At 60.1% G+C, this 26269-nt stretch carries 25 protein-coding genes and 1 pseudogene; 5 read left to right on the top strand and 21 right to left on the bottom strand.

Annotated elements, in window-relative coordinates; all coding sequences use genetic code 11:
- Window positions 1-28 precede the first annotated feature (28 nt).
- The 3 genes from GA0061105_RS14185 to GA0061105_RS14175 all read right to left on the bottom strand — a co-directional run bounded on the left by GA0061105_RS14185 (window position 29) and on the right by GA0061105_RS14175 (window position 4625).
- Entirely contained in the window at window positions 29-304 is a 276-nt protein-coding gene (locus GA0061105_RS14185) for a hypothetical protein (protein WP_092750846.1), read from the bottom strand.
- Window positions 301-2595: an FdhF/YdeP family oxidoreductase gene (locus tag GA0061105_RS14180; protein ID WP_092750844.1), complete on the bottom strand. Its 2295-nt coding sequence runs from the start codon at window positions 2593-2595 to the stop codon at window positions 301-303. The genes GA0061105_RS14185 and GA0061105_RS14180 overlap by 4 nt, the downstream gene beginning before the upstream one ends.
- A 101-nt stretch (window positions 2596-2696) precedes the next feature.
- Entirely contained in the window at window positions 2697-4625 is a 1929-nt protein-coding gene (locus GA0061105_RS14175) for a diguanylate cyclase (RefSeq protein WP_208601647.1), read from the bottom strand.
- A 228-nt stretch (window positions 4626-4853) separates the two neighbouring features.
- On the opposite strand from GA0061105_RS14175, the gene GA0061105_RS14170 reads away from it, so the two are divergent.
- Entirely contained in the window at window positions 4854-5879 is a 1026-nt protein-coding gene (locus tag GA0061105_RS14170) for an aldo/keto reductase (protein WP_092750840.1), read from the top strand.
- Between the two features lie 29 nt (window positions 5880-5908).
- On the opposite strand, the gene GA0061105_RS14165 is transcribed toward GA0061105_RS14170, so the two are convergent.
- The 5 genes from GA0061105_RS14165 to GA0061105_RS33770 all read right to left on the bottom strand — a co-directional run bounded on the left by GA0061105_RS14165 (window position 5909) and on the right by GA0061105_RS33770 (window position 8283).
- Entirely contained in the window at window positions 5909-6583 is a 675-nt protein-coding gene (locus GA0061105_RS14165; protein WP_092750838.1) for a GAD-like domain-containing protein, read from the bottom strand.
- Between the two features lie 54 nt (window positions 6584-6637).
- Window positions 6638-7312, bottom strand: coding sequence for a GAD-like domain-containing protein (locus tag GA0061105_RS14160; RefSeq protein ID WP_092750837.1), 675 nt, complete (start codon window positions 7310-7312; stop codon window positions 6638-6640).
- Window positions 7313-7402: 90 nt separating this feature from the next.
- Entirely contained in the window at window positions 7403-7711 is a 309-nt protein-coding gene (locus GA0061105_RS14155; protein ID WP_092750835.1) for a T6SS immunity protein Tdi1 domain-containing protein, read from the bottom strand.
- 13 nt (window positions 7712-7724) lie between these two features.
- Window positions 7725-8018 (bottom strand): GAD-like domain-containing protein, encoded by a 294-nt coding sequence (locus GA0061105_RS14150; RefSeq protein ID WP_167358552.1) that lies wholly within the window; start codon window positions 8016-8018, stop codon window positions 7725-7727.
- 130 nt (window positions 8019-8148) lie between these two features.
- Window positions 8149-8283, bottom strand: a complete 135-nt coding sequence (locus GA0061105_RS33770) for a hypothetical protein (RefSeq protein WP_280949924.1) — start codon at window positions 8281-8283, stop codon at window positions 8149-8151.
- A gap of 41 nt (window positions 8284-8324) precedes the next feature.
- Between GA0061105_RS33770 and GA0061105_RS33395 the strand changes: the two genes are divergently transcribed.
- Window positions 8325-8720: a hypothetical protein gene (locus GA0061105_RS33395; RefSeq protein WP_245304337.1), complete on the top strand. Its 396-nt coding sequence runs from the start codon at window positions 8325-8327 to the stop codon at window positions 8718-8720.
- Between the two features lie 687 nt (window positions 8721-9407).
- Here GA0061105_RS33395 and GA0061105_RS33390 read toward each other — a convergent pair.
- From GA0061105_RS33390 to tssH, 13 genes and pseudogenes are all read right to left on the bottom strand, one after another.
- Entirely contained in the window at window positions 9408-9965 is a 558-nt protein-coding gene (locus tag GA0061105_RS33390; protein ID WP_245304342.1) for a hypothetical protein, read from the bottom strand.
- 190 nt (window positions 9966-10155) lie between these two features.
- Window positions 10156-10224, bottom strand: a pseudogene (locus GA0061105_RS33765) (hypothetical protein); the annotation flags it as partial.
- A 37-nt stretch (window positions 10225-10261) separates the two neighbouring features.
- Complete coding sequence (locus tag GA0061105_RS33760) at window positions 10262-10420, bottom strand: GAD-like domain-containing protein (RefSeq protein ID WP_280949923.1); 159 nt, start codon at window positions 10418-10420, stop codon at window positions 10262-10264.
- An 84-nt stretch (window positions 10421-10504) separates the two neighbouring features.
- Window positions 10505-11191 (bottom strand): hypothetical protein, encoded by a 687-nt coding sequence (locus GA0061105_RS32400; protein ID WP_141130204.1) that lies wholly within the window; start codon window positions 11189-11191, stop codon window positions 10505-10507.
- A gap of 707 nt (window positions 11192-11898) precedes the next feature.
- Complete coding sequence (locus GA0061105_RS14125; protein ID WP_092750828.1) at window positions 11899-12201, bottom strand: PAAR domain-containing protein; 303 nt, start codon at window positions 12199-12201, stop codon at window positions 11899-11901.
- An 85-nt stretch (window positions 12202-12286) separates the two neighbouring features.
- On the bottom strand, window positions 12287-12952 hold the full coding sequence (locus GA0061105_RS14120; RefSeq protein WP_092750826.1) for a GAD-like domain-containing protein: 666 nt from the start codon (window positions 12950-12952) through the stop codon (window positions 12287-12289).
- Window positions 12953-13002: 50 nt separating this feature from the next.
- Entirely contained in the window at window positions 13003-13719 is a 717-nt protein-coding gene (locus GA0061105_RS14115) for a polymorphic toxin type 15 domain-containing protein (protein ID WP_245304335.1), read from the bottom strand.
- Window positions 13720-13856: 137 nt separating this feature from the next.
- Window positions 13857-14723 carry a DUF4123 domain-containing protein gene (locus GA0061105_RS14110; RefSeq protein ID WP_245304333.1) on the bottom strand — a complete coding sequence of 289 codons (867 nt, stop codon included), beginning with the start codon at window positions 14721-14723 and terminating at the stop codon, window positions 13857-13859.
- A gap of 95 nt (window positions 14724-14818) precedes the next feature.
- Entirely contained in the window at window positions 14819-17293 is a 2475-nt protein-coding gene (gene tssI / locus GA0061105_RS14105) for a type VI secretion system tip protein TssI/VgrG (RefSeq protein ID WP_092750820.1), read from the bottom strand.
- A 28-nt stretch (window positions 17294-17321) separates the two neighbouring features.
- Window positions 17322-18206, bottom strand: coding sequence for a hypothetical protein (locus GA0061105_RS14100; protein ID WP_245304331.1), 885 nt, complete (start codon window positions 18204-18206; stop codon window positions 17322-17324).
- A 52-nt stretch (window positions 18207-18258) separates the two neighbouring features.
- A complete protein-coding gene (locus GA0061105_RS14095; RefSeq protein WP_245304330.1) occupies window positions 18259-19341 on the bottom strand; it encodes a hypothetical protein in 1083 nt (360 codons plus the stop codon).
- A 144-nt stretch (window positions 19342-19485) separates the two neighbouring features.
- Complete coding sequence (locus GA0061105_RS14090) at window positions 19486-19962, bottom strand: Hcp family type VI secretion system effector (RefSeq protein ID WP_009990920.1); 477 nt, start codon at window positions 19960-19962, stop codon at window positions 19486-19488.
- Window positions 19963-20003: 41 nt separating this feature from the next.
- Window positions 20004-22763, bottom strand: coding sequence for a type VI secretion system ATPase TssH (gene tssH, locus GA0061105_RS14085; RefSeq protein WP_092750816.1), 2760 nt, complete (start codon window positions 22761-22763; stop codon window positions 20004-20006).
- 231 nt (window positions 22764-22994) lie between these two features.
- Here tssH and tssA point away from each other — a divergent pair, with 231 nt between their 5' ends.
- From tssA to tssC, 3 genes are all read left to right on the top strand, one after another.
- Window positions 22995-24056, top strand: a complete 1062-nt coding sequence (gene tssA / locus GA0061105_RS14080) for a type VI secretion system protein TssA (RefSeq protein WP_245304341.1) — start codon at window positions 22995-22997, stop codon at window positions 24054-24056.
- A gap of 61 nt (window positions 24057-24117) precedes the next feature.
- Window positions 24118-24642 carry a type VI secretion system contractile sheath small subunit gene (gene tssB / locus GA0061105_RS14075; protein ID WP_092750812.1) on the top strand — a complete coding sequence of 175 codons (525 nt, stop codon included), beginning with the start codon at window positions 24118-24120 and terminating at the stop codon, window positions 24640-24642.
- Between the two features lie 129 nt (window positions 24643-24771).
- Window positions 24772-26253 (top strand): type VI secretion system contractile sheath large subunit, encoded by a 1482-nt coding sequence (gene tssC, locus GA0061105_RS14070; protein WP_064696847.1) that lies wholly within the window; start codon window positions 24772-24774, stop codon window positions 26251-26253.
- The last annotated feature ends 16 nt before the right edge of the window (window positions 26254-26269 follow it).

The following is a 26269-nucleotide window of genomic DNA, read 5'->3' as shown; positions in this document are numbered from 1 at the left end:
TCAGCTTCGCTCTTTGCGTTTTCGTCTTTCAGAGCGCTGCCAGCCTATAGTGCACTCGCATCGTTCTCGGATCCCGCTTGACGATCTGAAGCCTATCATCATGCTCCGCCAGGGCGCTGAGGTCCCGCAACACGAGGGCATGCGCGATCCCCAGCATGCGCGCAAAGGAGCGGCTGTCGGATGCTATCCCGAGCTCGGCAGCGACGAGCAGACCGGCTTGTATAGGGGTCAGTGCGACGTCACTCTCCTGCGCCGCAGCGACAAGGGCAAGAAACCGGTCGGCGGCGGAAGCCTCTTCGTTCACGCGGCATCTCGCTTGCGGAAGGACACCATGACCGATTTCGAGGTCGGCGTGTCGCTTTCCTCGCCGGCGCTGCCAAGCGGCACGATGACGTTCAGTTCCGGATAATAACCGGCAATGCTGCCCCGCGGGATATCATAGGGCACGAAGCGGAAATCCGGCGCGACGCGCTCGATGCCGTCACTATGCTCGCCGATCACATCGACGCGGTCACCGGCCTCGGCGTTCATCGCCTTCAGGTCGGCCGGATTAATGAAGATGACCTGGCGCTCTCCATAAACGCCCCGGTATCGGTCATCGAGGCCGTAGACCGTCGTATTGTATTGGTCGTGTGACCGGAACGTCTGCAGGGCGAAATGGCCCTCGCCCCTTCGAGCACGCTGGTGCACCGTCTCCTCTGGAAGCGGCTGGCAGGAGAATGATGCCTTGCCTTCCGGCGTCTCCCACTCCCGATGGGCAGCCGCGTTGCGCAGATGGAAGCCGCGCGGCTTGCGCAGGCGAACATTGTAGTTTTCAAAACCGGGAATCGTCGCCTCGATATGATCGCGAATGCGGTCGTAGTCGTCGGCAAGTTCCGCCCAGTCGACCACGGCGGAGCCGACCGTCGCCTGCGCAATACCGGCGATGATTTCGACTTCAGAGAGGAGATGCGGCGATGCCGGACGATTGATGCCGGCGGAACCATGCACCATGCTCATCGAATCCTCGACGCTGACGAGCTGGGAATTGCCGGCGGCGTTCAGATCCATCTCGGTGCGGCCGAGGCAGGGCAGAATGAAGGACGCGTCGCCCGGCATCAAATGCGAATGATTGGGTTTGGTCGCGATGTGCACCGTCAGCTTCAGCCGCCGAAGTGCTTTTTCGACAAGCGAGCTGTCGGGCGTTGCGCGGGCAAAATTGCCGCCAAGCCCGATGAAGGCCTCGGCCGAGCCGTCGAGCATCGCACCGATCGCGGCAAGGACATTGTGGCCATGCTGGCGCGGAACGGTGAAGCGGAAATGCGTCTCCAGCGCATCGAGGAAGTCATCCGACGGCTTTTCATTGATGCCGACGGTCCGGTCGCCCTGAACGTTGGAATGACCGCGCACCGGGCAAAGACCGGCGCCTGATCTTCCGATATTGCCGCGCAGGAACATGAAGTTGGCGATCTCGCGGATCGTCGCCACCGAATGCAGGTGCTGGGTGACACCCATCGCCCAGGTGCAGATAACCCGTTCGGCCTTGATATAGACATCGGCCGCCCGTTCGATCTCCTCCCGGCTCAGTCCCGACTGATCTTCGATCTCAGCCCAGCTCGTCGCCTCGACCGCCGCCCGATACTCGGCGAAACCTGCGCAATGTTCGGCAAGAAAGGCATGGTCGAGAACGGAGGATAGGCCGGCCGCGGCCGCCGCGTCTTCGGCGGCCAGCACCGCCTTCGCCATGCCTCTGACCGCGGCCATGTCGCCGCCGAGCTGCGGCTGGAGATAATGGCTGGCAATGTCGGTTGAGCCGCCACGCAGCATCTCGGCCTTGTCCTGCGGGTCGGAGAAACGCTCCAGGCCGCGCTCGCGGATCGGGTTGAAGACGACGATCCGCGCTCCGCGCATCGCCGCCCGGCGCAGGTCGCCGAGCATGCGGGGATGGTTGGTGCCGGGGTTCTGCCCGATCACGAAGATCGCGTCGGCCTGTTCGAAATCCTCAAGCAGCACGGTGCCCTTGCCGACACCGATCGCCTGACGCATGCCGATGCCGCTCGCCTCGTGGCACATGTTGGAGCAATCGGGAAAATTATTGGTGCCGTAGATCCGCACGAACAACTGATAGAGGAAGGCAGCCTCGTTGCTGGCGCGGCCGGAGGTATAGAACTCCGCCCGGTCGGGATTATCGAGACCCTGCAGGATGCTGCCGATTTCAGCGAAAGCATCCTCCCACGCCACCGGCAGGTAACGGTCGCTTGCTGCATCGTAGCGCATCGGATGCGTCAGGCGGCCGTTGAGCTCGAGCTCGTAATCCGACTGCTGGCGAAGCGCGGAGACCGTCCTTGCCGCGAAGAAGGCAGGTGTCGCCCGCTTTTCCGTGGCCTCCCAGGCGACGGCCTTCACGCCGTTTTCACAAAATTCGAACGAAGATCCGTGTTCCGGATCGCCCCAGGCGCAGCCCGGGCAATCGAAGCCATCCGGCTGGTTCGCCTTCAGCATCGCCCGCGCCCCGGAAATGGGCATGCCGCTTTGCAGCAATTGCTTGCCGCAGCTTTTCAGAGCGCCCCAGCCGCCGGCTGCCGCCGATTTCTTCCCAATGAATTTTGTGTCCATGCGCCCTGTATTGTCGAACTGCGATAAACATCAAGGGCGTGCGCGCGATGGCACGATAGAAGAATCCTATCAAGAGAGTGAAGCCTTGTCGGGATTCGAGTCTAACCGGTTTCCTTCATGGCATGCCCGTTTTCGGGGGCATGTGCCAGGATGCGGTTGCGGCCGTGTGTCTTGGCCTCATAGAGCGCGGCGTCGGCCTCGGCCAGCAACCGGTTCGGGCTGGTCCGCAGGGTCGCGCCGGTCGCGCAGGATAGGCCGATGCTGGCGGTGACCCGGCCGAATTCGCTGCCGGAATGAATGATATTCTCCTGGGCGAGGCGTCGCGCGAATTGTTCGGCGACGATCATCGCCCCCTTGGCACTGGTATCGGGAAGGAACACGGCGAATTCCTCTCCGCCGTAGCGCGCGACGATGTCCGCCGGCCGACTGACGGACTGGCGCAGACACTTGCTGACGACGCGCAGGCATTGGTCGCCGGCGGGATGGCCATAGGTATCGTTATAGGCTTTGAAGCGATCGATATCGACCATCAACAGGCTGAAAGGCGTGTTTTTCCTGGCGCTGCCCGCAGTCTCACGCGCGAAGGCTTCGTCGAAAGCGCGGCGATTGACGATGCCGGTAAGCCCGTCGGTCTCGGCAAGATTCTTCAATTGCTCCGCCGACAGCCTGAGCGCGATTTCCGCCTGCTTGGTCGCCGTAATGTCCGAGACGACGGCCATCGCCGTACCGTCTCCCGCAATCCGTGTGCGGATGCCGCGCCAGTCGCCGTTGTGAAGCTGAACCTCTTCATCCTTATTGCTGTGCAGCGTCGCACTGGCAGCCTTGATCCACTCTTCCGGATCACCCTCTGCGATAGCCGGCCGCTCGCCGGTTTCGACGACGCGGCGCAGGATGTCGCTGATGTGCGCGCCGACCACGCGGCCATCGCCGGACAGCGGGAAGGCGTCGCGATACTGATCATTGCAAAACAGAAGAAAGCCTTTGCTGTCGTACATCGCGATGCCGTCGGACATGTTCGCCATCGCATGTGACAGCAGGTTCTTGCTTTCGCGCAGCTCCCGCTCCAGCGCTGTGCGCTCGGTCACATCACGCGTCACGCCTGCAAGGCCGATGATCCGTCCCTGCTTGTCCCTGAGCGGCACTTTGGAAGCGAGCAGGAAACGGCCTTCGATCCGCTCGGTGGAGTCGATCAGCGGCGTCCCTGTCTCCATCACCTGCTGCTCGAGATGATACAATTCTTCTGCGAGCGGCTGCGACATCAGATTGAAATCCGACAATCCGGTCATCTCCGCCGTCGTTCTGAAACGGAAGAGGCGTGTCATGTTTTCATTGACGGTGATGAAGCGGCTGTTCCGATCCTTCACATAGAGATAGTCCGGCGATTGCGAAAATGCCGTCACCAAAATGCTGCGTTCGAGCTCCCATCGTTGCGTCTTCAGGAGGACAAAGCCGCCCAGAACGGTTGCCAGACAATTCAAGGCCGTCAGCGGAAACCCCACTCCGGCCAGCACGCGGGCGGTCACAAGGGTGGGAAGCAAGGCCATTGCGGCAACCAGAGTGGCGCCAAGGGCAACGCCGAGCAGAACAACGTCGGTGAAGCTAGGAGATCTCTTGCGGGTCCAGAAATGGCCGGCCACGCCGATGCCAGCCGCGAATGCAATGGTAATAATCCCATCGACCATCGCCGTGCCGCCGACGGCAAAACGGAAGGCGATCGCCAGCGATGCGGCAAAAGCCGCCGCAATCGGCCCCCCGAACATGCCGGCCAATGCAAGCGGCGAAAATCTGAGGTCGATATAGATGCCGGGATGAAACTCGATCGCGAGCAATATGGATCCGATGGAGGCGCCGCCGGCTATTATCCCGAACGCGATCTTCTCCTGCGTGAAGGAACGACGCTGAAACTGGATCGAAAAGAGCGCCCAGAGCGACATCGCCAGAGACACGAAGGAAAGGTTGCCACCAAATTGCGTCCAGATGCCATTCACCGCGTTGGGTCCACCTTCCAAACCATGTAACAAACATGTCATACGACAACACTGGTTTGGGCTTCGTTAAGTCGGACAGCTGGTTGCGCCATTCACCGGCGAATGCACCGAATATACCGCTCTTCTGCGGGATCCGGCTGGATGAGGCGCCCTTGTCCGGGACCATCGCAGACCGAGGTTTCTCAGGCTCGATTCCACCCAGAAGCGTTATTGGTTAGAATGCAGTGTCGAGCACGAGCAGCAAACGAATATGGAATGCGGAGCCTTGACATGAGGACGCGACATTGGGATCGCAGGGGCGACGGCGGGCTGGCCTTTACAGAACTCGGGTTCGGCACCGCACCGCTCGGCAATCTTTATCGGGCGATAACCGATGAGGAGGCGGAAGTAGTCTTGGATGCGGCCTGGCAACACGGCATCCGCTACTTCGACACCGCGCCGCTCTACGGGCTTGGCCTCGCCGAGAGGCGGGTTGGCCGGTTCCTCGCAACGAAACAGCGCAGAGACTTCGTGGTGTCGACCAAAGTCGGCAGGCTCCTCAAAGTCTGCCGACCCGAACAGCGGACCGGCATCGGCAAATTCTTCGACACTCCCAATCGCCGAGAGGTTTTCGACTACAGCTACGATGGAGTCATGCGATCTTTCGAAGCCTCGTTCGAGCGCACGGGGCTCGACAGCTTCGATATTCTGTTCGTGCACGATCTGGATGTCTTCAATCACGGCACCCAGGCGGTCTGCGAGCAATATGTCGAACAATTCATGAGCGGTGGGTATCAGGCCATGATCTCGCTGCGCGACCAGGGAGTGGTGAAAGCCATCGGTGGCGGAATAAACGAGTGGGAGATGTGCCAGACGCTTGCCGAGCGAGGCGACTTCGACCTGTTTCTGCTTGCCGGACGCTATACTCTACTCGAGCAGGAGGCGCTGGAATCCTTCCTTCCCATGTGCGTCGCCCGCAATATCGGCATCGTGCTCGGCGGGCCCTATAATTCCGGCATACTGGCGACAGGCCCGATTGCCGGCGCGCAATATAATTACTCCGACGCCCCGTCACACATCCTCGACAAAGTCCGGCGTATCGAGCACGTCTGCCTGAAATACAATCTCGCCCTCTCGGACGCGGCTCTCAACTTTCCACTCTTCCATCCGGCTGTCGTTTCCGTCATCCCAGGCGGCCAGTCGATCGATCAAGTGGCGTCAAACGACCGGGCGCGGAACAGACATATCCCTCGCGAGCTTTGGGAGGAGCTGAAATCGCTCGGACTGATGCGAGGTGATGCGCCGGTCGGAGGTTAATCAAGCCATAGGACTCCGACTTACCTCCTTTATGCACCTACGTCGCGCACCGCCGGGACCGCAGGTATGGTGGTGTTGTAAAGAGTGAAGGGCGCTGCTTGGGCCGCAATCGTCATCGCCGCGAGTGCGCCTGCCGGGCGGAGGTTGTCGATAGTGATCGGCCCGCCCAGAGCCGGGTGGAGTTTGGGCGCATAGATTTGCCCCACCTCCAATTCGCCATGTGCGCTGAGGAGACGTTTGAACATCGGCTTTCCCTGCTCGTCGGGATTGTCGTAGGACTCTGCGTTCACATTGCCGATCACGATGCCCAACGTGATTTTAGAGTCCATATCAGGCTCGGGCGAAAACAATTCCGAGCAGCTGACGCGTCCATAAAGCATATTGATTTTGATGGTTTTATAATCTTCGTTCCAGGCGACTATCTCCCCGAAAGCCGAAAATCCGAGAACATGCGTTCGCTCCGGCTTCAGGTCCTCATCGCCGCCAAGAATTAGCGCCAGGACCGATTTATACTCCTCCGGATTGCAGAACTGGAAATAGCCCTGGAGCCATTTTCCAGCGGGATAAAGGCTCATAAAGTCAAGAAAACTATCCGGAATACGACCGCGGTAGGCATCCAAGATAGCTGGCGGCAACGATGATCCGCCCTGCGGTTCGCCAAAATTCTTCAAAGCATTTTGATAGGTAACGAAAAGTTCGCTCATTATTGTTGCCTTATCTTTCGGGCTCATGCAAACAACGCAGGCGCCGGTCGCCGATCACCCGATCGTCCGCACCACACGCGGCGGATATGAATTCATGCCCATGAGTTTGAGGTTCTGTGCCTGCGCCAGAATGCTCATATGTGGCAAGGCTTCGCAGGCAACGAGCGAAGCGGCGGTGCGATTGCCGCCGAAAGCGAGAATAGGTTTGAAGCCGTACATATGCCCAGGCCCCACTTTGCCGAGCCGCGACCGGGCGGACTTGAAAAGTGGCTTCCCCTTCGCGTCGAGTGGATCGAAGGAAGCGTCGTCGGCCAGCAGCAGGCGCGTCAAAAGCGTTATATTTGGATCGATTCCACTCTTGGGCGCAAAAAGCCAACGGCAGGATACCTGGCCGTCAACGAGATTGACCCGGACATCACGGTGGTCCTCGTTCCAGGCGATGATTTCGCCAAATGCGCTGAAGCCGACCGGATGTGTCCGGCTTGGCTCTAGATCAGAGTCGCGCCCCAGTGCCTGATCAAGGATCGGACGGTAGGTGTCCGGGTCGCAAAGTTGAAAATAGCCGTCCAGAAAAACACCGAAGCCGAGCCTTTCCCAGAGTTGGAAGACCGATGTGGGGAGGCGTCCTTCGTACTTGCGCGGATCCGCCGCACCGCCGTGGCCCTTCTCGGCCCCAGCGGCAGTGAACTTGGCTATTACGGCCTCCAGTTTTTCCCGATATTGCTCCATGAAAAGCCTTGGCTCCCTCTGCTCAAGCCGGCGCCTAGCATCAGCTTCCGATCGGACGTACCGACTGCGGTGGGAAAGAGGCGTTGTCCATCAATAGCATCTCATGCGCTTGCGCCAAGATCCAATATGCGGCAACGCTTCGCAGATCACCAGATTTGCCAAATCCCGGTTGCCGCCCAGCGCCAGGATTGGTTTGAACCCATAGATCTGCCCCACGCCGAGCTTGCCAAGCTTTGAACGCGCCGGCTTGAAAAGCTTTTGGGCGTCGGCATCGTATTCGTCGAATGTCGGACTGTCGAGCAGCATCAATTCGCTGGTAACGGCAAGATTAGGATCGTAGGTCTTGCCGTTGACCAGCGCCTGGCACGACACCTGTCCCTTCACAAGATCGATGGTCACATTCTGATGAACTTCATTCCACGCGATGATCCTTCCGAATGCGCCGAAGCCCAGGACATGCGTCTGCTCGGGATGGATAATGGGGGGCACCAGCGAAGACGAGTTTCAGGATGCCGCTATATCGGGCAGGATCGCAGAGTTGGAAATAGCCGTCGAGAATGGTACCGATGCCATTCTGCTGCCAGAAGTCGATCAGCGCCTCCGGTACCTTGTCCTGATAGGATCCGACATCAGGGGCGGCAGTCCCGCTTTCCGGGGCGCCGAAGTCCTCGACGATGGAATCGAGCCTTGCTTGGTAGTTGTTCACGCGACCTCCAATCAAGAACAGGATATCTCCTCGGTCTCAAAGACATTTCGAGGCGACATTAACAATCGGCCCTTCCAAGGGAAAGGCAATGTCGAACTGCAGAGGTTAGTCCATCGTGGTGCGTTTGCACTCAGACCGACAAGCGCGCCAGAGCCTCGGCAAGCGTCAGCCAGAGATCGTGCGGCGGCGAAGGAATCGGCCGAGAATCCTCGTCGGAGGCCCGGATTTCGAAAGCGACCTCATTCGATCCGGAGCGCGCGAGCATGCGGCGGAACTTCGTCGCCCTCTCCGCGACTGATCGGAGCCTTGTTCGCCAAGCACCGTGCGGACCGTCGCCAGAGCCAGATTGAAATTCTTTTGCAACTGTCCAAACGCGCCGCGATGTTTGTCCCGCATGCCGGCCTGGAGATCCCCTTGAGAGAGAGCGGCCATCGCCGCATTGAAATCGGACAGATTGTCATGAATCACCGCGACCAGTTCATTGAGAATGGTTGCCGAACGGCGAAAATCCGAATCCGCATAGTCGTCACTCATGCGCCTCGTCAGATCACCGCAGATGACGGCAGGGACCAATGCCGCGATTTCAGCACAGAATCTGGCTTTCTGATCGGGATCGGTCACCGCTTCCCCGGCCTCGCGGTCGCGATACTTCATACCCTGGCCGGGGCCGTTCGTTGTCTCGACCATGCGCACCGGCCCTAGAAGGAAACACCGTTGCCGCAGGACCCGCAGTGGGGCATGAGAGCAAAACTGCTATGAACCATGTCGTATTCCCATAAGCCTGCCGACCGATCTCGCCGCCGCCACATTCGAGCAAAGCTGGGTGACAGAAGCGACCCCATCCAAGGCGGTAACGCTTAACGAAATCCTTCACCGCCTCCGCAGGCTGGCTCTTTTTCGCGCAGAGCGGATAGTCTCTGCGCTTTTTGATCATGACTAAGCGGCGCGAATTGGATCAGGGCGCCGGCAGCTGCGCATGCACCCACAGAGCCACACTCTCCCGCGCTGGTCGGTTGGAGCGCGCTGCGATGCTACGTCCGTACCATCAGAAACTAAGCGCCTCGACGAGGCGGGCGACGGATTACGGCATTGGCTCCCAATTCAGCTCTCCAGTCATCAGGCGATGAGCTTTGCTGCCGCCCGCCTGCGGCCAACCCTGATGTCGGCTCCCGACGACTGCAACCGGGAACCTCTTCCACCGTCGCCAGTGTCCGCGTTTCCGAGATCAGGCCGCCCACATGCGGCTTCGGCTCCGGTTCGACCATCGGCAATCAGAGTTGCGGCCCTTGCGTCCTCCTGCTTCGCGCATTTCTTCTTCACCCGTCCCAGACGCCCCCAGCTACAATCTAGATTCCCAACGCCTTGATAAAGGCGGCGGCCTTTCCGTGGTCATCGAGCTTCGCCAAAACTCTTGTGCCAATATCGGCCATTTTTTCGGGCAACACTTCGAAATCGTCGTCCGTGATGTTTCTGCCGTTCTCCACCACGAAGAACGTTATCCATTCCGCAATGATCTTCGATGAAGGTCGGCAGATCATCGGCGATCCTTTCGAAACGCGAGCTTCCGGCGCCATGGCGGGTAAAATGCACTGCACCATCGGAAGTAGGGACGAATGGATTTGCACTCGCGTCTGCGAAAACGTAGCAAACGTCAGGCCAGCCGGCAGAGGCCGAACCACCTTTAGCATCGATCCGGTAGCCGACTTGATGCTCCTGCAGCGTATCGAGATCGTAGAGATGCAAGTCTTCCGCCGCCCAGGGAATAACAGCACCACCGGGGTAACCTGAGGCCTGGATATCCGCCACATCCTCTCGGCGGAATACCCCGCTCAACTGCGACAGAGTACCGCCGAGGCGGAAATGTGGGACCATGGTATACACTTGATCGGCACCGATCAGCCCGAGCCGTCTGCGCGCGGCATCGAACGGGCTTGCCGGTTCTCGCATCCACCCAGCCATGACCATCGAACACACTGGCGTCCACGGCGGAAGCTACCGCCATATCATCATCGAGGGGTGGGACACCCTCAATGACCTGGGTGGTAATGTCGGTGGTGGTGACGGTTCCACGATTCATATTGAGCGTGATCAGCTTGAACTTGGGATGCCAGACACTGACTTCGCCGAATGCATCACGCATGAATGGCACCATTTTCCCGGCATCGAATTCCGGATCACTGGCAAACAACACGTGCAAAACAGGCATGATCGGCTCGGGATCGCAGATCCAGAAAAGACCCTTGTTACTGTCCGCGACCATGTTCGATCCAGAAATCAACCATGGCGTCAGGCAGCTTCCCGCGATATCCCTCAGCCTGCGAAGCAGAAACCGCCGTACCGTCTTTGCGTGGCCCGCATTCATCCAGTACTTCCGACAGGGGGCGCCGAGGTGTAACAGACATATTGGCTCGGGTTGCTCGACATGGTCAGGGCAGTCCTTTGGCGTCACCACCTCGCTCTAAAGATCAGGATGCTCGATCCCCCATTCATTCCCATCGAGCCGCAGAATATCCTTCTGACCAACACCCAAAGAACATCGCCGACAGCCCGGCATAGAAAATATATTCACCGCGCAGCTTCGGCAGCGCGGGAGAAAAACGACGCAGATCGGACGTGCCGGGAGCGAGTTCGAATAGGCCGCCCGGTCGAACGCTCGAAGGCAATATTAGCTTGCTTCGATAGGGCGTGATCATGTGAAAAAGATTGAGCTGTCGACGCAGGTTGACAGGCGTGAACCCGCGTGCGTAGCTGCCGTGCAGCAGCACGCCTTCGCGTCCGCAGATCCAGACGCTATCCACATGCTCGATGTAGATGCCCGTCAACGCAGCTTCTGCAAGATGAACCTTGAGTTCGTGAAGCGCCGAGCCGTCCCAGAAATAGAGGACCGGCCGTGTCCCTTCTGATCCACACACATATATCGCATCCTCTGATAAGCCTTTTATCGCATTCAAGGAGATGTTCTTGGGCGCTTGTTGCTGAAACTCTCTTAGCCACGAGAGGTAACCGGGATCATCAGTGCGAGGCCGCCCTTCTTTTTTCTTTTGATAACTGGCCATGTCGAACAGCAATTTATGGGTCAGCAGGTTCCAATTGTCTCGACCCTGTCGCCGATATATTTGACCGCCCTGACCACATGCATAGAGTTTGTCGCCGACCTGGGTGATGGCAGACATTCGTCCATGTCCTTTGGCGTCGGTGACCCAGGTTCCCGCGCCAGGGATTTTTTCGCGAAAGTTCCTTTCCACCAACCATGGTAAACGTCACCTTCAGACGACAGGTAGGTGAGATAGTCTGCCGTAGCGTCGATTTCCGGATTTCTGAACAAGATGATGTCCTGCATATGGAAATCGAAGTCGTCGAAATACCATTGCTCTCCGATCCGAGCGTCGTGTTCAAAGCGGAATATACGGGATTCAGGAGTATATACGTCAGACCCTGTCATGACGGCATTGACTATAACGACGTCGTCGGAGCGGGCACAGGCGCGAGTGAATTCGATCGTGCTGTTCGCGCTCTTAAGGTCTTGCATTTGCACCTCTCTTAGCACCTGTCCGCAACGCGTGAAGCGTATCACCAGGCAACGGCGGATATTGTTTGGCCAGCTCGGACAACATTGTCTCTATTTGCGCCCGCGTGCCCCCCGCCGGAAGTCAATGCATCGACAATCGCAGCCCAAATCCCTGTGCGGCGCATCGACGGCACCTGGAGCGGGTTATTTGTTGTTGTTGCGACCCGCCGGGATACACTGGCGAACCTTCGCAGCGAACATGCGCGGCACGCCCGATCGGTTCGCAGATGTTCTCGACAGTTCCCAATTTTATCCCGCGCGCCGTCCCCGGTTTGTCGCGATAACGAAGATGTCGTGGGCGACCGCCGCGTACTAATCGAATGTTAGCCAAGGAATGCCTTGGACCAGCCGGCCGCCATGCTCGCAGGCATCGCCGAAGCGGGCGACCTTCTGGCCGCCGATATTGGCGATCGACGATCCACTTGTAATACCGGCCGTCGTCGGAACGCCCGTGCATGTGCATTTGTCGCCGACCGTTGCGATTGGCACGCCTTCGACGCAGACGAAAGATTGAGATGTCAACGACACCGGCCCTCCAGCATGCGGCCTTGGACCGGGATCGACCATCGGGCAGACATGCATATGGCCTTTGAGCGTGACTGGACTCCCGACCATTCTAGAACTCCTCGTTTTGAGACCGACAAACCTGCTTCGAGCCACAAGCCTTTGGCCTGCGAACTGCTCAAACAGGCGTCTGGCATCAGCCTCCGATCACGCGCACCGGCTGCGGCGGGAAAGTAGCATTGTCCATCAAGTGCATCTCGTGCGCCTGCGCCAAGATCGCCATATGGGGCATCGCTTCGTAGATCGACAAATTGGCGAGAGCCCTGCTCCCGCCGAGCGCCAGGATCGGCTTAAATCCATAGATCTGCCCTACGCCGAGCTTGCCGAGTTTGGAACGCGCCCGCTTGAAAAGCTTCTTGGCGTTGGCATCGTATTCGTCGAGAGTCGGATCGTCGATCAGCATCAACTGGCCAGTAACCGCAAGATTGGGGTCGTATCTTTTGCCGTTGACCAGCGCCGAACATGAAACCTGCCCCTTCACCAGATCGATGGTCACGTCTTGATGAACTTCATTCCATGCGATGATCGTTCCGAACGCGCCGAAACCCAGAGCGTGGGTTTGCTCGGCACGGATATCGGTGTCACCATCGAAGACGAGCTTCAAGATGCCGCTATACTGGCCAGGATCGCAGAATTGAAAATAGCCATCGAGAACAGCACCGATGCCATTCTGCTGCCAAAAGTCAATCATCGCCTCCGGAACCTTGCCGCGATAGTGTCCGAGATCAGGCTCCGCAGCCCCACTTTCTGGGGAGCCAAAGTCCTGGACGATAGAATCGAGCCTTGCTTGATAGTTATTCACGCGACCTCCAATAAAAAACAGACATACCCAGAAAATCCAGTGGCTGGGGACTATGACATGGGAATATTGCCGGGACCACCTTGTCCCTTACCTGCGCCGCCGCTGGAGCCCCCGGACTTCTTGCCCGATTTGGAAGATTTGCCATCCTCGCAGATTTTCAAGTCGGCATTGGTACGCTCGCCTTTTTCCTTGGCCTTTTGCGCATGCTCCTTGAGTTGCTGCAACCTTGTCTTGTCGGAATTAGGCCCTGTTTTGGACCACTGCGAACCGATCGACCGATTAGTAGACCTCGGACCCATGCCGCCGTTTTCCGTCGAGAGCCGTCCCGTACCACCGGCGGACAAATCCGGCGTGTGAATGACATCCATCGTCTTGATATCATTCGCCGCCGCTTCCCTAGCAGCTTTCGCCGTCGTGCTAGGATCCTGCTTCACGATTTCTGCAGCTCTATTCTTGATCCAGGCTTCCCGGGCGTTCGCCCGATCCACAGCATCCTTGGCGCCTCGACCGAGGTCCTCGTAAGTATCCATATTTTTAACAAGCGTATCCGGCGGGATCTCATTGATTGCGTCCTGCTGCTCTTTGAGCTGGCGCTTGAATTCCTCGATCTGCTCTGGCGTCGACCCTTCCGGCGGATTGAAGCAGTCGATCTCGCCACAGTCGACACACGGTTTGGCCGCTTCCTGCTCCTTGGTCTCGGTCTCGGCGGCTTCGTTAGCGCCTTCCATGTAGCTCGCGATGGCTTCCGCGGCCGCGCGGCCGGCCATGCCTCCGACTCTCGACCCGATCGCGCGACCGATCCAGGCTCCAACCGGCCCGCCGAAAACGCCTCCGATAGCTCCACCCAGAGCGCCGCCCGCGATTTGGCCGCCGATCTGGCCTACAGTTCCTGCCGCCACTGAGGTCATGATGCCGCACCATTAAGGACGTTGCCGAAACGTAGCGCGTCAACCGTGTGACCGATCAGTTCCTTGACCCGGGTGTCCGGCGACGCTCCCTTTTCCTGGATGAAGCTTCGAACTTCCGGAAGATCCGCCGCCTTGCCGTCCGACACGACCATTACATATGCCCAGCGCGCACGTCCTCGCTCGGTCCGAATTTTAAGCTCATCGGCCGTTCTTTCGCTGGCCAGTGTGGCTCCCCACACGAAGTCGTCGTCCACGCCCGAAAAATGTGGCGGTGTATTCTTCTTTAGGTAACGGGCAATCCGCAGCCGCGATGAGTGCAGCATGGCGGCCTTCAACCTTTCCATCTGGTCCGGCTCCAGCCGAAGCGGGCCGATCGCCGCATCCGGCATGTTGTCGGCCTTGCGCGCCCGTCGGACGCCCCCGTAATCAGGCCCATTGAAGACGACGCTATCTGCTGGTCCCAGAAAACGGGCGAACTGCGCTCTCGTCAGGATCGGCAGCACCGCGCCGAGGACGTTTGGATCCCAATGGCGGAAGAGAACCCGCTCGTAACGCTGCTGTTGTGCCCCACCCTGCTGTCTGTCCTCCCCATCTTCGCGCGGGATCATGACCTCGTTCAGCGTCCTGAGGTGGCGATAGAGCGCGTCCGGTCCTGCGGGGCACGACCAATAGACCGCGCAGTTGTGATGCGTATCGAGCCATTCGACATGTGATCGCATCGATGCCGACAACGCCTCGGCCATCCATGGTCCTGCACGACGAAAATCGAGAGGTACCCCCTCCAGGAACAGCGAGCGGCAGGAGATTGCTTCGGAGGCAAGTGCATCCGGCAGATCGTCAAAGGCGCCGCCGTCCAGCACCACGACGACAGGCCCGTTCATCTCATCGACAGCCTTCCTTAGAACTCCAGCAGACTCGGCGATGTCCGGCAGATCGATTACTGGGGTTGCTTCCATCATCAGATCCTTACAAACGGGGTGGACGACTTCGACATCTGCCGCAGGCAAGACGGCTCCTGCCCAGGACCGCCTTTCTTGAAGTTGATTTGATTGCCTTCGATATCGATTTTCAATGCGTAAAGGCGGATGCCGGTCTTGTTGATTTCGATGTAGCCTCCGGGGGCGGACAGGAAGATCTTGTCTTCTGCGAACACCTCCCAGACCTTTGATTCACCGCGGTATTTTTCACCTGCTACGAGGCCATAGAGCTTCCCGACATTCACGGTGATTTTCTCGCCGACGACCGTGCCTTGAGCCTTTCCGATATTAGTGTTTTGCTCCTCGCCGATCGTGATGCTCTGTACCTTTCCGATCGCCAGGTTCTGCTGCTTGCCGACGTTGATCATCTCCGTCTGGCCGATATTGGTGACCTTGCTCACGCCAATCTGTTCGGCCTTCGCCACACCGACGCTGGTGGACTGAAATGATCCGACAATCGTGTTCATGATGCCTGGCAACGGAAACAGGTTTGAGGCGTCCTCCCCGACGCCGGTACCGGACCCGGCAAGAGCCGTGCCCGCATCGGAGCGGGGGCTGGGACCTGAGACGACGCCCTGGCGGCTACCAAGCCCGCCAATACTCAGGAAGCCCAGCGCAGAGGAAGCAAGCGTACCGACAAAAGCACCGAGGCCAGGCCCACCGCCTCCGGCAATCTGACCAGCCTGTGAAAGCAGGCTCGCCGTCTGTCCCGCCATTCCCTGCACTGAACCCATCAACGCCATCGCCATCGGCCCGGTGCCGCCGACGACGGTGTTCATCGAGCCGCCGACCTCGTGTTTCTGATTACCACTGACTTCCACCGCGCGATTGCCGCCGATCGCCGACACCTCGTGCCGATCGACGCGTTTGGTGCGGTCGTTCAGCACCCGCGTCGTCTGGTCCTTCTGCGCATGGAAGAACATATTCTCCTGGCCGGCCTCGTCCTCGAACGTCATTTCGTTGAAGCCGGTGCCCTTATGGGTGTTGGAACGCATGACCATGCGCGTCTTATTAGCCGGCAGATCGTAAGGGACCGTGTTGCTGGGATTGGGCACAACGCCGGTCACCAGCGGCCGGTCGGGGTCGCCATCGACGAAGGCGACCATCACCTCCATGCCGATGCGCGGAATAACCTGGGCGCCCCAGGTGCCGCCGCCCCAGACCTGGCTGACGCGCACCCAGCAGGTGTCGGAGCCGTCCTTCTTCGCTTTGCGGTCCCAGGGGAACCACAGCTTGATGCGGCCGTACTGGTCTGGGTGGATCTCCTCGCCGGCGGGGCCGGCGACGATCGCCACCTGCGCTCCCTCGATGCGCGGCCGCTTCGTCTCGCGATGCGGCGTCATCGGCACGCGTGACGGCACCGCCTCGAAGGTGTTGGTATATTCGGGCTCGTTGCTGTTGGTCTCATAGGAGCGGTCGACGACGGTATGGACCGCCTTGACCACGACATGCTCCTCATAGACATGGTCGGGATGGGCGACCTCATAAGGGGTGAAGCGGCGCCCGGCCTCTAGAATGCGGGACGTCGAACCGCCGAAGACGCGGTCGTGGTCGGCTTCGGAAGCCTGCATCCGGAGTTTTTCCGCCCGCTCCGCCTCGGCTACCGAGGAGATGCGCGCCGGGTATTCGTAAAGCTCGCGCTTGGTGGCCTCCGGCATCTGCACGAGCGACGGGGTCATGGTGCCCGGCACCATGCGTGGCGTCTCGAAGTTCCAGTCCGCACCCGCCCGCTGGCCCGGCACGTAGGAATAGCGCCGGCTCCACTCGGTGATATGGTTGCGGTCGGCCGAGCCCTGCGCCAGGCGAACCCGGCCCTCGCCCTGCGCCGAAGGCGACGGGCCGAGCCAGGATCTTGCGCTGTCGGCCACATGCAGCTTGTGTTTGCCGTCCTCGTGCGAGAACCAGTAGAAAAGGCCGTCTTCCTCGAAGCGGCGGGTGAGATAGGCAAGGTCCGTCTCGTTCCACTGCACGGAATAATGCTGCGGCGGCGGTGGCGTGATGACGCCCGATGTGTCCGGCGCCGGGATGCCGTGCTCGGAAAACAGCGTCTCGACGATGTCGATCGAGGTCTTGTCCATCCAGATGCGGCAGTCGGAACGGCGCGATAAGAGCCACATCTGCGGGCGCAGCACCATGGAATAGGATCTGAGGCCGCGGGTGATCGGCGGCCCCTCGTTCAGTTCGGTCACCAGGCCGTTGAACGGCCGGCGCACGGCGCCTTCACCATCGCCCTGCTGCACCTCGACGGAGATATCCATCAGCCGGCCGATCAGTTCCTCCGGCTTGACCGACGGCTTCTTCGCGCGCGCCGAAAGCTTGATCTCGAAGAGCGAAGAAATGCCTTCCTCGATCGTCACCCGCTCCGGCAGAAGCTGGTCCTCGCCGAGCGGCGAGACGATCTTCAGAATGCGGTTCGCCTGGATGAAATCGGCGGCGAAGGATTGCAAATCGTCCATAACATCGTGTTCCGTCTTCAAAAGCCGATTACTGCTGCTGTTGCGGCCGAGGATGGGTCTTGAGGTAATCCGCCAGCGCCTGGAAATATCGTCCCAGCATCTCGCCATTGGCCTGGTCGGACACCCGCCTGTAGCTGTCGACGAGCGCGTCGCGCTTGGCCTTTCCGCCTGCGCTCCGGTAGAAATCCGTCAGCACCGACAGATCTTCCTGGGAAAGTGTGGCGAGCACGAAGGTCAGCCGCATCTTTTCGTCCGCCCGCGCTATATCTTTGGGCAGCGGTTTTTCGTTCTCGCTCCTCGCGCGCTGCGACGCGATCACACCCTTCATCTCGGATTGCAGCTTGTCCCGCGAAACCGACGCCAGTTTTCCGGCATCGGCGCTGGAAACGGCTTCCAGCGACAGATACATGAGCTGCGAGGTGACCGCGCTTTCCACGGCAAGATCCGGGCCGGCCATCAGATCGGCAAGCGCTTTGATGCCGGGGCCTTTGTCAGGGTCGGCAAGGCGTGTTTCGATCTCCTTCGCCGCTACCTGATCTTGCGCCTGATACATGCGCGCGACCTTTGCCTGCCCCTCTTGCCATGCCGCGGCCGCTTTGGCGAAAGCCTTGGGGTCCACGGCATCGCTGCCAGCCGCAGCCACCGCTTTCGAAATTTCGGCAAGCATGCCGTCGACGTTAAAGGAAGACCGCGCGGCGGTCTCGAGCAGCGGCTGCGCATCCGACGTGGGAACGCTCCGGTCGGTGGCAGCCTTGGCGACGCTTTCGACGGCGGCCGGCGCGGCGGAAAGGCGCGACGACACCGCTTCGATCTGCAACAGGGAGCGATCGGTGGAGTCGGATGCGCCGACCATGGCGGCGGCGCTCGCGACCATGACGCCCGCGAGAGCGACCGCGGCCAGCGGCCATCGCATGCGCCTCATAAACCCGTGCTTGAGAAGACCGGTTAACCGCATCGACACCGCCTTAGATCATCCTGACGTCGGTGAGCTGCTTCGGCCGCGCATCGGTGGAAAGGCGGTTGATGATCTGTTCCGCCTTTGCCATCTGGGCGCCGCCGGTCGGGTCGATGAACAGCTTCTCGAGAGAATTCTGCTCCGGATAGAAGGAAGAATTGCCGGTGAGACGGCTGAGCGCGTTGATGCGATCCCGCACGACCGATCCGATATTGTCGTATTCGACACGTTGACCGGGATCGTAGGGCTGGAAGGGCCGGCCCGTCAGGCGCGGCGAAATGGATTTCGGATAATCGGCTGCCGACGGCAGCTGCGGGATGGCCTTCTTGCTGTATTCGATGTCGCGGCCGGTGCCACCAACAGTGCCGCCGGTGGAAGGCGCATAGGTCACGAGCTTATCGGAATCCAGAACCGCGCTCATGTAGAACAAAAGCTCCATCTTCTGAGAGAGCCGGTTTTCGTCCACACGCCTGCTCTCGGGCGGATTGCAGAACGGCGTCTGACCGACAAGATCGGCAAGCCTGGATTTGCCAGCTTCGCTGATCGTGTTGTCGTGCTGCACGCCCCTGACGAAATCGTGTACGCAGACGTGGTTGATGGCGATGAAATCGTCGATCCGGGTCTTGAAGTTCAGAGCGGTCGGCGCCGCGGCGATCGGCGCGCTGCTCGTCAGTTTCTCCGCAGCGCTGGTCACCTGCTTGTTGGCGAGCTTCTTGGCCTCGTCGAGCACACCACCGAGCGCAAACATCACCACCTTGTTGCCCGCGGCGGCATGCATGACGTTGAAGGTGCGGTTGAGGTTGTTGTTGCAGATCACGCTCAGCGCGGCGCGGCCGGCCAGCACACGCACCGAGGTCGTCGCGAAGGCGGCCATCATAATGCTGCCCGTCAGGATCGAAGCGGAAAACACGAAGAGCTCGGCCAGCATCCGGTCGCGGGCTTCCTGAGCCTTCGTGGTTTTCTGGTAATTGTCGATGGCGAGATCGTAAGCCCTGACATAGGGACTGGAGACATTCGCCTCCCATTGGGACTTGTACTTGGGCAATTCTACAAGAATATCGTTCAAACGATCAATTGCAGCCGACACGATCATCTCCATTGTCTAAAGCGCAAGGATGTCTCTCAATTCATCTGCGGAAACAGCATGTTTCAGCCTTCCCCGAGAGCAGGGAAGGCAGCCGGAAACACGAGCTGCAGTGCCAGCCGCAAGGCCGGCACTGCCGATGTCGAGAAGCCCTTAGGCTGCCTTGGTGGTGGCCAGATCGTAAGAGGCGATCATCGGCGACTGCGGCGAGTGCTTGTCGTCGTAAGGCGTGTACTTCACTTCCATCTTGGTGAAGTTCAGCTTGATCGTCTCGACCGGGCGGTCACCGTTGGAATCGATCGAGTAGCTGGCGATCAGCGTGTTCTCGAGCGAATACTCGATATAGGTGTCGCCAGGATTGCCGGTGGTGACGAGATGGATGACGGAGCGCTTGCCGGTGCGGCCCGAGCAGGCCTCCTGGAAGAGCTTGGTCGACGAGGAGTCGCTGACCTTGGTGAGGATCACTTCCGAAACGGTCGGCTCGGAAGCTTCGCGGTTGGCCGCCGAACCAGCGGAGGTGTTCATGTTGCGGGAAACGTTCCAGTGGATGGCTTCGATGTCCATCCATTTGCGATGCTGCTCGTGGGTAGCGTCGCCCTGGATACCGTCGATCTGAAGATAAATCGGCATGCTGTCAGCTCTCCTATTGGCGGTTGAGTGCCTAGTTGCGTCTAAGGCGTAGTTGCCTTTCTTTTCGCTGCTCCCCGAGCGCGCTTGCGGCTCGGGGTTACTTCATCCGACAACCGGTTTTCCCCCGGCGTGCCGAATTCCTGCGGGGCGGCTTCTTCGGCCTCGAGGCCGAAGCTTTGCCCGTCATATCCGATGACGATCCCCGTAAACTTCTTCCCCCCTGCCACGGCATCGAGGAAAAACGTCGAAAGTACAGGCAAGAGGTCGCGCGCGATCATGACCTCGATCGCACGGGCGCCCATCTCGCTGGTCTGTGCGCGCGCAATCAGCGCGTCGCGGGCCGCCGGCGACAGCGAAAGCCTGGTTCCGTAGGCGGCACCCACCCGCTCGCGGATGCGGCCGATCTGGATATCGACGATGCCCGACAGCGTCTCGAGCCCAAGCGGCATGAAAGGCAGCATCGTCGTGCGGCCGAGGAAGGCGGGCTTGAAATGCTTCTGCAATTCCGGCAGCAGCAGCGCCTCGAGCGCGTCGGCTCCCGGCATCGTGTCGGGATCGGCCGAAAGGGCGGCGATCATTTCGGAACCGGTGTTCGCCGTCATGACGATGGTGGTGTTCTTGAAATCGATGTCCCGGCCCTCGCCGTCACGCAGGGTTCCCTTGTCGAACACCTGGTAGAAGATTTCCTGAACGCCCGGATGCGCCTTGTCGATCTCGTCGAGCAACAGCACTCCGTAGGGCCTGCGCCTCACCGCTTCGGTGAGCACGCCGCCTTCGCCGTAACCGACATAACCCGGCGGCGAGCCGAGAAGCATGGAAATCTTATGCTCCTCCTTGAACTCGGACATGTTGATGGTGGTGAGGTAGCGGCTGCCGCCATAGAGCATGTCGGCAAGCGCCAGCGCCGTCTCGGTCTTGCCGGTGCCGGACATGCCGACCAGCAGGAAGACGGCCGGCGGGCGCCGCGGATCGGAAAGCCCGGCGCGGGCCGCCCGCATGGCCGCAGCGATCCGATCGATCGCGGCATCCTGACCAAGTACCCTCTCCTTCAGCCTGATCTCGAGCGTCTTGACGGTTTCGATCTGATCGGCGAGCAGCCTGCCCAGGGGGATTCCCGTCCAGCGGGCGACGATGGCGGCAACGACCTCCTTGTCGACCACCCGCGGCAGGAGCGGCGTTTGCTCCGCCACGGCCGCAAGGCTCCGTTCGGTCACGGAAAGGGCGGCGCGCGCGCTTTCCGCCGTCATCGCCTGCGGCGGGAAAGGCGCGACGTTCGTGCCGTCGCCGGCATTGTCCGGCGCCAGCGGGACGATGGCATCATCCGGCGAGAAAAATTCCTCCAGCCGGTCGGCTTCCCGGACAAGCCGGTTTTCTTCCTCGAAGCGCGAGCGGAGCGCCTCGATCTCCGCGACGATTTCCTGCTGCTTGCCGGCGATCTCGCCGAGCCGGGCAATCTTTTCCGGCGTCTCAGGTTCGCGTGCAAGCCAGCTCGCCTCCGTTTCCAGCAGATCGCGCTCGTCGGCAAGCTGCTTCAGCGCCTCCGGCACCGTCTGGCGCGCCAGCGCCACGGCAGCGGCGGCCGTATCGATCAGACTGATCGCCTTATCCGGCAGTTGCCGATCCGGCAGATATCGCGCCGAAAGGCGGACGGCGGCGACGATCGCCTCATCGCGGATGCGCACCCTGTGATGGATTTTCAGGCTTTGCGCGACACCGCGCAGCATCCGGATCGCGGCTTCCTCGTCCGGCTCACGGACATGAACGGTTTGGAAGCGGCGGGTGAGAGCGGCATCCTTCTCGATGAAGCGCTTGTATTCGCCCCATGTCGTCGCCGCGATCGTCCGCAGTTCCCCGCGCGCCAGAGCCGGCTTCAGGATATTGGCGGCATCGCCCTGCCCTGCCTGTCCGCCGGCGCCGATCAGCCCGTGGGCCTCGTCAATGAACAGAATGATCGGTTCCGGCGACGTCTTCACCGCATCGACCACGCCGTGCAGGCGCCGCTCGAACTCGCCTTTGACGCCGGCGCCCGCCTGCAGCAGGCTCAGGTCCAGGAGCAGCAGCTTCACATCCTTCAGCCGGTCCGGAACATTGCCGTCGGCGATTTCGAGTGCGAGTGCTTCCGCCACCGCGGTCTTGCCGACACCCGCCTCGCCGACCAGGATCGGGTTGTTCTGCCGACGGCGCATCAGGATATCGATCAACTGCCGCAGCTCGCGGTCGCGGCCGATCACCGGATCGATTCGCCCCGCGCGAGCGTCCGCAGTCATGTCGCGGGTGTAGAGCCGCAGGAATTCGTTGTTTCCGGAGCGTGGGCCGGGCACGGATACATGGTCCGGCTGAGCGGGAACCGCCTTCTCCAGCAGACTGTCGAGCATTGCTCTATCGACATTGCGGATCGACGGGGCGATGCCGCGCACAACCGCCCGCAATGCCGGATCGCTCAGCAGCGCGGAAAGCAGATCGGCAAAAAGCACCACCTGGCGCCCGCACTGCAGCGATGCAACCAGCCAGGCCTCACGCGCAAGGGCAAGCAGGTTCGCCGAGAGCGCCAGCGAAGCGCCGTCCTCCCGGGGAATGTCGGCAATCGCTGCGTCGAGCTCCGTCCTCAGCGTTTCGGCGGAGAGCTTGAGCTCATCCAGGACAGCCGAAAGTCCTGCGATATCAAGAAGGGAACGAAGCCAGTGGGGGATGTCCACGACGGCATGCTGGTGGCGCGCGGCAAGCGACGCCCCTGTCTCAAGACCGACACGTAGATTGGGCTCAAGCGTTCTTATCAGACGATTGAGATCGATATTCGACATCCGCAAGTCCCGTTTTAACGACGAAATTCAGTGCGCCCTCATGATGCGAAGCAACAACTAGGGCGCACATAAACCCTTGTCCAGAAGAAAAACGACTCTATTTTTGAAGATGAACATATCTAAAGCTCGTCATAAATCCGTCATCAGCCGGAGATGGTTGACAACCCAATACAGGCCGCACAAAATGTCCGACTTCGGCAGTATGCTTTCATTTTTGAGGTATTTATAAGCGTGAATGTGAGCGAAATCATAGAGCCACTCGAAAAGGATTGTCCGTGCGGAGAAAACGTCCGGATTAATACTGCGTCACGTGAAATATACTACAGAATAAAGGACGCCAGGAATGCCGCGCGTACAGCCGAGCGTAGTATTTCTCCGGGTGATGTTATTGCGCTTGCACCTGCCTGGCACGACGTTAGCAATCTTGGATTGCAAATTCTTTCTTCCCGTAGCAAAGACATAGAAGTATTGGCCTGGCTTGCAGAGGCACAGTTGCGCCTGCGTGGCTTCTCAGGATTGCGCGACGTCTATGTTGCAACCATGTCGCTTTTGGGCAACCATTTCGACACTCTGCATTCGATCGGAGATGGCGATTTCGAGGAGCGGTTTGCGCCGTTTGCGGGTCTTAACGGTGTTGGCGGCGAGGGAACGCTGATCCAGGCTATTCGTTTGACTTCGTTGATCCCGGAAGGAAAGTTCGCGCAGTTTTCGCTGTGGGATTTCCAGCTTTCGCAGCGGCCGAACGAAACCGAGCGGCGCAAGGAATTGCAGCAGGCGGCTGCAGAAGCCGGTGTCGCTCAGATGTCAGCTCATCTCAGCGTGGTGACCGAGTGCATCGCCGCTTTCGATCGAATCGTCGAAATACTTGACATACACTGCGGTGATCAGGCGCCGCCGAGTTCGAACACACGCAATGTTTTGCAGGAAGCGGCATCTGCAATCCGGATGCTCGCCGGCATCGAGGCTGCCTCGGACGCGTCTGAAACCTCTCCCTCGCAAACCTCCGAGCCCAACGCGACCAATGTCGCCGATGCCGAGGCCGTCCGCATGCGTCCCGTCAGCGCCGAGATGATTCGTTCACGCGAGGAGGCCTTCGAACTGCTCGCTGCCGTTGCGCGCTATTTCCGCCGCACCGAACCCCATTCACCGATCTCCATGTCGATCGAGACGCTGGTGCGTCGCGGCCGCATGGATTTTTCCGAGCTTCTTGCCGAGCTTCTGCCGGAACAGCACGCGCGCAACGCGGTGCTGACCGCAGCCGGCATACAGCCCGCAATCGACAGGGGAGGCTAACGGCCTCGGCCGGGGAGCATCCTCAATCCGCAATCCGCCGATGAGACGAAGGAGAATCTCGATGGCAAGTGTGCATGAGAAACTGGAACGGGTCCGCAAGCCGCGTGTCCACATCAAATACGAAGTGGAAACCGAAGGCGCGATGGTGGTGAAGGAACTGCCCTTCGTCGTCGGCGTGCTCGGCGATTTTTCCGGCAATCCCACGCAGCCGCTGAAGCCGTTTGGCGAGCGCAAGTTCGTGCAGGTCGACCGCGACAATTTCGATGACGTCATGCGGCGCATGACGCCCGGTCTCACCATATCGGTCGAGAACACCCTGGTGAGGGACGCAACCGAGCTTCCCGTTTCGCTGAAATTCGAAAGCATGGCGGATTTCGAACCTGGCGCCGTCGTCGACCAGGTGCCGGCACTGAAAGCGCTGCTGAACGCCCGCAACCAGCTGCGCGACCTGATGAGCAAGGCAGATCGCTCCGAAGAGCTCGAGCGTCTGCTCGAGGACATTCTGCAGAACAAAGCCGATCTCTCGCAGCTGGTGGCTGAGCTTGGCCGCGGCAAAGCCGACGAGGCAAAGGACGTTTTGAACTGAGTGCATGGGATCGCGGGCCCGATAGCGACCCGCGCCCTGGATGCCTGAAAAGTCGTTGTCCGGCAGCGGTCCCTTTTTGAAGGGAACCCTCATCCCGAGGGCCGCCGCTTTCTGAAAAAGGATCGATAGATGACCGCTGAAACACAATTGCAGACTAAGGAAGAAGCAGACTTCGCGCCCGACCAGGACCTGCTTTCGAAGGTTGTTGCGGCAACCCGCCAGACCGAGCCCGATCGTGCGCAGGACCTTCTGCGTACCCTTACCGACCAAGCCCTCAAAGGCACCGTCACCTATGACCGCAACCTGACGATCACCCTGAACAACGCCATTGCCGAGATCGACAAAGCGATATCGAGCCAGCTTGCGGCAATCATGCAGTCGCCCGAGTTCACCAAGCTCGAAGGTGCCTGGCGCGGCCTGCATTATCTGGTCAAAAACACCGAGACCAGCGCCAATCTGAAGATCCGCGTGCTCAATGCTTCCAAGCGGGATGTCGCCAAGGATCTCGCCAAGGCGGTCGAATTCGACCAGTCCAGGCTCTTCAAGTCGGTCTATGAAGACGAGTTCGGCACGCCCGGCGGCGAACCGATGGGGGCGCTGATCGGCGATTTCGAATTCGACAATTCCTTCGACGACGTCCAGCTCCTCCAGGGCGTCTCGATGATCGCCGCTGCCGCTTTTGCCCCGTTCATCTCGGCCGCGAGCCCGCGCATGTTCGGCTTCGAGGATTTTCGTGAGCTGGCAAAACCGCGCGATCTCGAGAAGATCTTCGAGACGGTGGAATACGCCAAGTGGCGCAGCCTGCGTGATAGCGACGATTCCCGCTTCGTGACGCTCGCCATGCCGCGCGTGCTCGCCCGCATGCCCTACGGTCCGAAGACCAGCCCGATCGAGGAGTTCAATTTCGACGAAACCGGCGGCTCCAAGACCGGCGAGCTGCCGCATGATTCCTACTGCTGGATGAACGCAGCCTATGTGATGGGCACGCGTCTGACCGAGGCTTTCGCCAAGAACGGCTGGTGCACCGCCATCCGCGGGGCGGAAAACGGCGGCAAGGTTGAAGGCCTGCCGATGCACATCTTCTCGAGCGACGACGGCGATCTCGACCTGAAGTGCCCAACGGAAGTCGGCATCACCGACCGCCGCGACGCTGAGCTCGGCAAGCTCGGCTTCCTGCCGCTCTGCCACTACAAGAACACGGACTATGCCGTGTTTTTCGGGGCGCAGACGGCGCACAAGCCGAAGCTTTACGATCGGCCCGAGGCGAATGCCAACGCCGCCGTTTCTGCCCGCCTGCCCTACATGATGGCGACCTCGCGTTTTGCCCATTACCTCAAGGTCATGGGCCGCGACAAGATCGGCTCCTTCATGGAAGCGGAGGATTGCGAGGCCTGGCTCAATCGCTGGATCTCCAACTATGTCAACGCCAATGACGACGCCGGCGAGGAGTCGCGGGCGAAATATCCGCTGCGCGAGGCGAAAGTCACTGTTCAGGAAATCCCCGGCAGGCCAGGCGCCTACAACGCCGTCGCCTGGATGCGCCCGTGGCTGCAGATGGAGGAATTGACCACTTCGCTGCGCATGGTGGCCCGGATTCCTTCGAAGAACTGATGAAATCAGCTCGGGC

Source organism: Rhizobium aethiopicum, assembly GCF_900094625.1.
Lineage (GTDB): Bacteria > Pseudomonadota > Alphaproteobacteria > Rhizobiales > Rhizobiaceae > Rhizobium > Rhizobium aethiopicum.
The sequence above is the reverse complement of the archived record's forward strand: the minus strand, read 5'-3'. Positions and strand labels throughout refer to the sequence as shown.